This window comes from Sphaerotilus sp., from assembly GCF_041083715.1.
Taxonomy (GTDB): Bacteria; Pseudomonadota; Gammaproteobacteria; order Burkholderiales; family Burkholderiaceae_C; genus Sphaerotilus.
Window position 1 is genome coordinate 1 of record NZ_JBFPGY010000240.1, and the last position, 8,373, is coordinate 8,373.

General features: G+C 67.4%; 9 protein-coding genes. 2 read left to right on the top strand and 7 right to left on the bottom strand.

Features of this window, described 5'->3' with window-relative positions; translation table 11 throughout:
• Positions 1-184: 184 nt before the first annotated feature.
• Positions 185-913: a hypothetical protein gene (locus AB3X43_RS10500; protein ID WP_369429793.1), complete on the bottom strand. Its 729-nt coding sequence runs from the start codon at positions 911-913 to the stop codon at positions 185-187.
• A 153-nt stretch (positions 914-1,066) separates the two neighbouring features.
• Here AB3X43_RS10500 and AB3X43_RS10505 point away from each other — a divergent pair, with 153 nt between their 5' ends.
• Both AB3X43_RS10505 and AB3X43_RS10510 read left to right on the top strand, forming a co-directional pair.
• Positions 1,067-1,921 carry an AAA family ATPase gene (locus AB3X43_RS10505; RefSeq protein WP_369429794.1) on the top strand — a complete coding sequence of 285 codons (855 nt, stop codon included), beginning with the start codon at positions 1,067-1,069 and terminating at the stop codon, positions 1,919-1,921.
• A gap of 22 nt (positions 1,922-1,943) precedes the next feature.
• A complete protein-coding gene (locus AB3X43_RS10510; RefSeq protein ID WP_369429801.1) occupies positions 1,944-2,540 on the top strand; it encodes a GNAT family N-acetyltransferase in 597 nt (198 codons plus the stop codon).
• Positions 2,541-2,565: 25 nt separating this feature from the next.
• On the opposite strand, the gene AB3X43_RS10515 is transcribed toward AB3X43_RS10510, so the two are convergent.
• The 6 genes from AB3X43_RS10515 to AB3X43_RS10540 form a co-directional block, all read right to left on the bottom strand.
• Complete coding sequence (locus AB3X43_RS10515) at positions 2,566-2,994, bottom strand: type IV pilin protein (protein WP_369429795.1); 429 nt, start codon at positions 2,992-2,994, stop codon at positions 2,566-2,568.
• Positions 2,991-5,948 (bottom strand): pilus assembly protein, encoded by a 2,958-nt coding sequence (locus AB3X43_RS10520; RefSeq protein WP_369429796.1) that lies wholly within the window; start codon positions 5,946-5,948, stop codon positions 2,991-2,993. The genes AB3X43_RS10515 and AB3X43_RS10520 overlap by 4 nt, the downstream gene beginning before the upstream one ends.
• Positions 5,945-6,499: a pilus assembly PilX family protein gene (locus AB3X43_RS10525; RefSeq protein ID WP_369429797.1), complete on the bottom strand. Its 555-nt coding sequence runs from the start codon at positions 6,497-6,499 to the stop codon at positions 5,945-5,947. The genes AB3X43_RS10520 and AB3X43_RS10525 overlap by 4 nt, the downstream gene beginning before the upstream one ends.
• Before the next feature lie 22 nt (positions 6,500-6,521).
• Positions 6,522-7,580 carry a PilW family protein gene (locus AB3X43_RS10530; RefSeq protein WP_369429798.1) on the bottom strand — a complete coding sequence of 353 codons (1,059 nt, stop codon included), beginning with the start codon at positions 7,578-7,580 and terminating at the stop codon, positions 6,522-6,524.
• On the bottom strand, positions 7,577-8,095 hold the full coding sequence (gene pilV, locus AB3X43_RS10535) for a type IV pilus modification protein PilV (protein ID WP_369429799.1): 519 nt from the start codon (positions 8,093-8,095) through the stop codon (positions 7,577-7,579). Before pilV ends, AB3X43_RS10530 begins: the two co-directional genes overlap by 4 nt.
• Positions 8,086-8,373: GspH/FimT family pseudopilin (locus tag AB3X43_RS10540; RefSeq protein WP_369429800.1), on the bottom strand; the 288-nt coding region annotated here is incomplete at its 5' end. The genes AB3X43_RS10540 and pilV, both read right to left, overlap by 10 nt.

Consider the following 8,373-nt stretch of genomic DNA (forward strand, 5'->3'; position numbering starts at 1 on the left):
GCCACAGCATCAGCAGGCCGCGCACGAGGAACAGCGCGGCACTCAGGCCGACGCAGGTGAGGTGCAGGTGCTTGAAAACGAGGTAGCTCATCCGGCTGGATGATAGAGGCCGAGTGTCCAGTGTCGCTGTTGTGTCGCCATCGGCGCACTCTGGGTGCCGGCCGCACGACCAGCTTGATGCAATTCAAGCTGAAGCGAGTCTGCCGTTTGTCCGGTGCGCCTGCACCTGGAGGTCCTTCAACGCCGCCACCCACTGGTCGAACTGGTATTCGTCGACCACCCGCCCTTCGCGAGGATCCTCGCGCCCGCAGTCGATCACCACCTCGTCCGGTGCCCAGCGCCACAGTTGCGGCAGGTCGGCGCGGCGCGGTGCGGCCATCAACCCAACTTGCACGCCCATGCGCCGCAGGCCGTCAAAGGCACCCAGCAGACGCCCCGGCGAGACCCGCTGCTGCCAGAGACCAGCACCCTGCGCGTCCGTGCCGCGGGCGTCGAGCAGCACGCTGGCGAAGCCCTGCCGAGTCACCAGACTCAGGCGCTGCGCCCAGGCCGCGCCGTCGCCACGGTCCAGCGGCACCCGCAGCACGGGCGTCACCGGTACACCCTCGCGGGCCAGTTGACCAAGCTGCGTGAGCAGCCGCACCGACGACGGCCGCGCCGGCACCGGCACACGCACCCGGTCCACCCCGCAATCGGCGACCCGCAGTACGCGCAGGCGAATGGCAGGCAGCGTGGGCGCCGCGAGCTGGCCGATACCCGCGCCGACCACCACTCCGTCGCGCAGCAGCCGCAGTCGCGCCACCACCGCCCGGATCACCTCCGGTGCGGCCGACATCACTTCGACCCCGGCCGCCCCCGCACGAACCGCCCAGGCCGCCTCCGCCGGATCGCGCACGCAAAGTTGCAATTGCATTGGTCCCTGCATCGCCCTGTTTTCCCCTGAATACACGGGCCGAATTGTCCACGACCCCACCGCACGCCGCATCCGTGGCGGCCGATATACTGATCCGGCCCACCGGCTCCATCCTGTCCACCCTGGCCTTCGCCTTTCCGACCCGAGATCCGCATGAAATTCACCGGCTCCTCCCAGTACGTCGCCACCCAGGACCTGATGCTCGCGGTCAACGCCGCCATCACGCTGCAGCGCCCACTGCTGGTCAAGGGCGAACCCGGCACCGGCAAGACCATGCTGGCCGAGGAAGTGGCCGCCGCACTCGGCATGCCGCTGATGCAGTGGCACATCAAGAGCACCACCAAGGCGCAGCAGGGCCTCTACGAGTACGACGCCGTCAGCCGCCTGCGCGACAGCCAGCTCCATGACGCCGAGAGCGCAGCGAAGGTGCGCGACATCCGCAACTACATCGTCCAGGGCACGCTGTGGCAGGCCTTCACGGCCGACCAGCCGGTGGCGCTGCTGATCGACGAGATCGACAAGGCGGACATCGAGTTCCCGAACGACCTGCTGCGCGAGATCGATCGGATGGAGTTCTACGTCTACGAGACGCGCGAGCTGGTCCGGGCCAAGCACCGGCCGCTGGTCTTCATCACCTCCAACAACGAGAAGGAACTGCCGGACGCCTTCCTGCGCCGCTGCTTCTTCCACTACATCAAGTTCCCGGAAGCGGAGACGATGCGCCAGATCGTCGAGGTGCACTTCCCCGGACTGAAGAAGGAGCTGCTGGCGGCGGCGATGAAGAACTTCTACGACGTGCGCAACCTGCCGGGGCTGAAGAAGAAGCCGTCCACCTCGGAGCTGCTCGACTGGCTCAAGCTGCTGGTGGCGGAAGACATCTCGGCCGAGGCGCTGCACAGCGCGGACCAGAAGGTGGCCATCCCGCCGCTGGTGGGCGCGCTGCTGAAGAACGAGCAGGACCTGACGCTGTTCGAGAAGCTGGTGTTCATGCAGAGCCGCAACCGCTGAGAGGCCGCCCATGACCGCCACCATGACGACATGGCCTGCGCCCGCCGTGCTCCAGGGCCGCCATGTCCGGCTGGAGCCGCTGCACCCCGACCACGCGCCCGCGCTGGCCGAGGCGGTGCGCGAAGGGGAACTCTGGAAGACCTGGTACACCGTGGTGCCGTCGCCGGACAGCATGGCCGCGGAAATCGAGCGCCGGCTGGGGCTGCAGGCGGCCGGCTCGATGCTGCCGTTCGCGGTGCTGGACGCCGATGGCGCACCGGTCGGCATGACCACCTACATGCACATCGACGCGCGCTTCCGGCGCGTGGAGATCGGCTCGACCTGGCTGGCCAGGCGCGTGCAGCGCACGGCGCTGAACACCGAGGCCAAGTGGCTGCTGCTGCGCCACGCCTTCGAGGTGCTGGACTGCATCGCGGTGGAGTTCCGCACCCACCGCTTCAACCAGCAGAGCCGCCGCGCCATCGAACGGCTCGGCGCCCAGCTCGACGGCATCCTGCGCCACCACCAGCGCACGGCCGACGGCAGCCTGCGCGACACCTGCGTCTACAGCATCACCGCGCCGGAGTGGCCGACGGTGCACCAGCACCTGCGCGCCCGGCTGGACATGCCCGGGCATTGAGCGCCGGCAAGCCAGCCCGCCGTGTTCACCAGCACTGCGCCGAGGTGTAGGTCGCTGAAGCCACGCCCTTGGCGCCCGTCTGGTCGTAGGTGTAGTTGCCGCACTTGTCCCCGACCTGGGCACCGGCCCGGGTGGCGAGCAGGCTGAAGCCGTTCGCATCCTGGCTGGCGATGGACAGCGTGTAGTAGCCCTGCGGCGAAGTCGATGGATAGATGCCCGTCGAGCCGAGCGTGACACCGGCGTAGGTGCCGCGCTCGGTGTAGTTGCGCTCCATCAGCTGGGCAACCGCCAGCAGTGTCGACGTGGCATCGGTGCGGCGTGAGGCCGCGATGTGTTCGCGGTAGGACGGCATCGCGACCGCCGCCAGGATGCCGACCACCGCCACCGCGATGATCAGCTCGATCAGCGTGAAACCACGCGCAGACCAGGGGGCGTACATCGTCTTCGTCTTCATTGGATCTGCTCCCAGCCAGTGCGCCCCGAACTCTGCGACAGGCCGGACTCGCGGATCTTCATGATGGTGCCCGTCGAGAGACTGATGAGCTTGTCGTCGAGCGCGCGGTTGGTGTTGCGGATGAACCGTGGCGCGGACGGAATGCCGCCCGCTTTCACGCCGGACGGATTGGTCTTGCCGGCAAGGTAGGTCAGCATGTCCGCGGCATCCACATTGCCGTCCGCATTCGTGTCGAGTGACGGCGTGTCCGGACGGTTGCCGGTGACGGCATCCACCTCCATCACCCAGCCATCGCCGCCGTAGGTACAGGCGACCGCCGTCGGGACCATGGTCGAGACGACCACCTTGCCGGCACGCACCGCCGCCTGCGTGACGATGCGCTCGCCCGCTGTCGGCAGGTTGAGCACCCAGCCACGCTTGGTCGCCAGAAAGTCAGTCCGGGTGATCGTGTTGTCGCCGGTGTAGGTCGGTGACACGGCGCCAACTGCGTGGCTGGTGAACCGGTAGCTGCGGCCATCGGGTCCGGTGCCGGTGCCCAGCACCGACTGGGTCGTGAGCTGGTTGGGCTGGACGATGGAGCCGTTGTCCCAGATGCCATAGAGCGCCTGGGAAGAGCCGGCGGCGTTGTCACCAATGTCCAGGTAGCGGCCTGTTCCGAAGGTGACGAGGTAGCCGCCCGACGGGTGGGGCGTCACGTCGATCCGGGCGGTGATGGGCTGACCGGACGCGGTGCTGAACAACCCCTTCGGATTGCCCGTGCTGCCATAAGCCACTTTCCACTGCGTGGAATCGGTCGAGGACAGGTCGAACTTCCAGAGGTTGCCAGCGAGGTCACCGGCATACACGATGTCGGCGACGCCGTTGTTGGCACTGCTGACAGCCACCACGCCGGACAGGCCGTTGACGCTGGAGGTGCTGCCCGACTGCGTGCTGATGCGCGTGATCGCGCCGGTCTCGATGTCCACCAGCAGCAGCACGGCGCGGCCGTTGGTGCTGTTGTAGCCATTGCCGAGGAGGGCCATCCAGCGGCCGTTCTTCATGCGGGTGACCAGCGGCTGCTGCACGAGATAGCCGACGTCGCCGTCGCTGCCGCTGATTTCCCAGCGCACCACGCTGGAGGCCGTGGACTCCGCGAACTTGGTCGGATCGGTCAGATCGAGCGCGAACAGGCCCTTGCCGCCAGCCCCCAGGCCGCTGACCAGCACGGTGTGCCAGGCACCGCCGTAGTAGACGTCCCGCGCGACCGGCGAACCGTCGACGTTGTACTGGTGGGTGAAGGTGGTTTCGGCCAGTGCGCTGAGCTGACCCGCCACCAGGGCGGGCACATAGGCGAAGACCTCGTTGCCGGTGGCCGAGTTGAAGACGTGCAGCATGCCGTCGTTCGCACCGACCGCCACCAGCGGGGTCATCGCGGCGCGATTCTGGCGGTAGGTGGCGTAGGCCGCAGCCTCGACGGCATCGCGGACGTACTGGTCCCCGCCCTTCACATAGGCCGGCGCCGAATTGACGATGTCCCCCAGCACGCTGATGGGTCGGCTGCGGAACACTGGCGCGGAGCAGGCCGTGCAGATCCGCAATTCGCGCGAGAAATCGCCCCGCAGGTAGTTCAAGCGCTGCGAGCCGTAGGCATCGGTGACGCCAGCGCCATTGCGGTTGAGGGCCGTCACCATGCTGGAGTCGAGTTCGGTGGCCCCCGGCGACGCCGCATTGACTGGCCAGCGGAACGGGATGCCCCGGGCACCGAGTGCGACAGACGCCTTGTAGGTGAAGATCTTGCGGCCGGTGTCCCAGTTCTGGGCGTTGAGCTGGACACTGGCGTCCCACCGGGGTGTCGACTGCGGCACTCCGGTCGAATCCAGCGGGTAAGCCAGCAGCTGCCCCGACCAGTCGGCCGAGCTGAAGCGCCCCTGGTAGGCCTCGGATCCAGTGGACAGCGACCCGGAGTTCAGTGCGACAGCGCTGCCGGCGCTGGTGCGCGCAGCGATGTCGTTGGTGATCTTGGCAAACGCGGTGTTCACGGCCGTCTGGTCCGCAGCCAAGTAGGTGCTGGTGGTGCCACCGAGCTGTGCCATCTGGTTCATCGCCGCGATCGACGAGGCGTTGGACGCCACGTCGCCCAGTCCGATCAGGTAGGTCTGCACATCGTACTGGCCGTTGATCGCCGCGTTGTTGGTCACCGCGACACTGCGCAGTGCCGTGATCTGGGTGAACACGTCGCGCGTGGCCTGCCCGAAGGTCCAGGTGCCATTGCTGAAGGTGTTGGTGGTCTCGGCGGTGGTGTAGGCAGTGCCGTCGGTGCGGATCGTCGGATCGCCGTCGGTGGCGATCACCACGAAGTTGCGCTGGCAGGTCTTGTCGATGATGGGAGAGGCATGGCCGCTCAGCGTGTTGGCGAAGTACTGGTAGACCGTCCGGATGGCCCCGGGCAGGGGCGTGCCGACCGAACCGTTCTTCAGCTCCGTCGTGGAGAGCGAGCCAGTCTCATTGCCCATCAGCGTCATGAGCCGCTGGTAGTGGGTGGTGGAGTTGTCCTGCGCGTCCTCCAGCACGGCTCCGGCACCGTTCCCGCCCGTGCTGTAGTAGAGCATCGGCAGATCCAGCGACGGCGCGGACGTGATGTAGACCGGCGCATTCATCGCGAACGTCGACAGGCCCCAGCGGAAGGTGTTCTGGTAGGTCGTGATGTTCTGACGGAGCACATTGCGGGCAATGTTGCCCCGGGTGCCGGGTGCTGCGAAATCGGTCGTGCCCTGGCCACTGGGCATCAGGTACTCCATCGACGGCGAGTTGTCGTAGAGCACGAACAGGTTGGGTTTCACCGACGCGGCCAGGTAGAGCGGCGTCTGCGAGAAGTTGATGGTCTGCGCTGCAGCGAAGCCCGTGGCCGACAGCAGCAGGATCGCCACCGCGGTACAAGCGCCGACAGGCTGGGAACGGGTGCAGAGTGGGTTCATCGCTTGACGTAGGTGGACTGCAGGATCACGACGGTCGAGGTGCGCAGACCCGTCGCGCGGACGCTGATGCGGAACGCCTGCGCAGTGCCATCGTCGCTGTTGCCCAGGTTGGCGGACTGGCCGGACACCGGCGGCAGCACGGGCAGCAACTCGACGATGTAGCGCGGCGGCGCCGAGACACCGGGCAACGCCGTCGCGCCGGTGACGCTGCCATAGGCGCGGCTCTTGGCGGCCGAGGCACTCCAGTCGACCGTCTGCCACAGGGGCTGCGAGGTCGGGTTGCTCGATGTCATCGACGGCGGCAGGCACAACCCGCTGGTGCACGCCGACACGAACGGCGAGGCCACCGAGAGGTTGGCCTCGATGTCGGCCTCGGCGTCGCGCAGTGCAGCCTCGGCGGCCTGCAGCGCGATGTTGCGGTCACGCGCATTGCCCGCCATGCGCTCCTGCACCAGGCTGGAGTTCATGCCCGCCAGCGCCAGCGACACCAGCACGACCATCATCATCAGGACGGTGACGAGCGAGAACCCCGATTCGTTGCGGCGCGTCATGGCCATTCCCGTTCCGCTCCGTTCAGCGCAGTGCATTGCGCACCTGCGCAGTGATCGACACCACCGTGCGCATCCGTCGGTCGGTCGGGGTCACCGTCGTGCCGGCGAAGGTGTAGGGCTGGTAGCTGCTGGTGATGTTGTCGTCGGTGCTGGCCAGCAGCAGCTCCATCTGGGCGGTCACGACCTGGGTCCAGTCGGTGACGGACGCCGGATCGACATAGGCATCGGCGGCGCCATCGGCGTTGCTGTCCAGCCCCAGCGTGACACGGAATCCCTCGACGCCGGTCACCAGCTCCTGCGGCTGCAGCGTGCCATCGTAGACCGGCGTGGTGTAGGACCACAGGGCCAGCTGCGTCGTCTTGCCGGTACGCGCGCTGGGGGCCAGGTAGTAGGTGGTGGTGGCGAGCCGGTAGACCAGCGCGTCCTGCAGGAAGGCACGCCCGAAGCCATTCGCGCTGACACCCGGGGTGGCCGTGACGCTGGCGCTGTGCTCGATCGAGCCATCCAGGCCGGGGCGCGCGTTGGTGGCCTGAAACACGGCCGAGCTGATGCAGTCGGACACCAGCAGCAGATCGCGCGCAGTGATGCGCGACGTCGGCGTGACGTTCAGCACGGCGGTGTCGCTGGCCATCTCGGTGGTCAGCGCCCAGCCGGGTCCGACCGTCCGGCGAACGGTCAGCACATCGCCCGCGGGATTGGGCGCAGGACTCAGTGTCGGGCTGGAGATGGCCGCATCCAGTGCCGGTGCCCAGGCCGATCCGGTGTTGTGCGACGCCCAGATGCCGGCCCCGAAGTTGTAGAGGAAGCCGGTCGGCGTGTTGAGCAGGTTGGTCAGCAGTGTCGACGTGCCAGTGCCGCGGCAACCCCGGAAGCCGGACATGCGCAGATCGCCCGAGAGCGTATCGGCCGTGAAGCGGGCACTCTCCTGCAACCTGGACACCTGGTTCTGCGCCAGGAAGGTGCTCTTGCTGCCCAGGAAGATCATGCCCATGACGCCCACCAGGAACAGCCCCAGCGCCATCGCGATGAGCAACTCGACCAGCGTGACACCGCGCACGCGGCGCATCGGCAGAAGGCTCATGGGCGCACCACGTTGACGAAGCGGGCCGGCGTGCCGCGCTCGCTCCAGAAGACCTTGATCGCGATCTGGCTGCCGGTGCCGTCGCAAGCGGGTGACGCGGTGGTGCCATCGTCGGGTGTGCTGTCCAGGCAGATCACGCCGGAGCCGCCGGGCAGTGTGTTCGACACGTTCGTGCGCCACTGCGAAAAATCTCGCGCGGCCATCTGTGCCGCAGTGCAGACATTGGTCAAGGTGCAGGCGGCCACGACCGCGGGGTTCTGCAGATTGTTGTACTGCCCCGCCGTCGCACCGGGCACGTTGGCCCGCACCCGGTCGGCCGCTTCGTAGGCAAGCATGGTGGCCTTGCTGCGCCACATCGCACTGGAGTTGGTCGACAGGCCGCGCAGTTGCAGCGCCGCGTAGCCCAGCGCGGCGATCGCGAGAATCACGACCGTCACCAGCACCTCGACCAGGGCAAAGCCTGCGCCGCGCCCGCGTGGTCGCCTGCGGATGCACATGGTCGGCTTCAGCTGCATGTGGTGACCTTGGTCACATCAGCCAGGCCATTCGGCGGCACCGTGATCTGTACGCCGTCGTGGACGCTGCCCGAACTCGGACAGAGCAGGAAGCTCACCGAGGCCGCAGGGGTCAGGTAGCCGATGGCAGTGAACTGGATCGGTGAAGTGCCCTGCATCTTCAGTGTGGTGGGCAACGCCGAATAGGTGCGGATCAGGGTGTCCCCGCTGTCGTAGACGCCGTTGCTGTTGCGGTCGAGGTAGAGATTCCAGCCTTGGGCAAATTCGTTGCCCGTGAT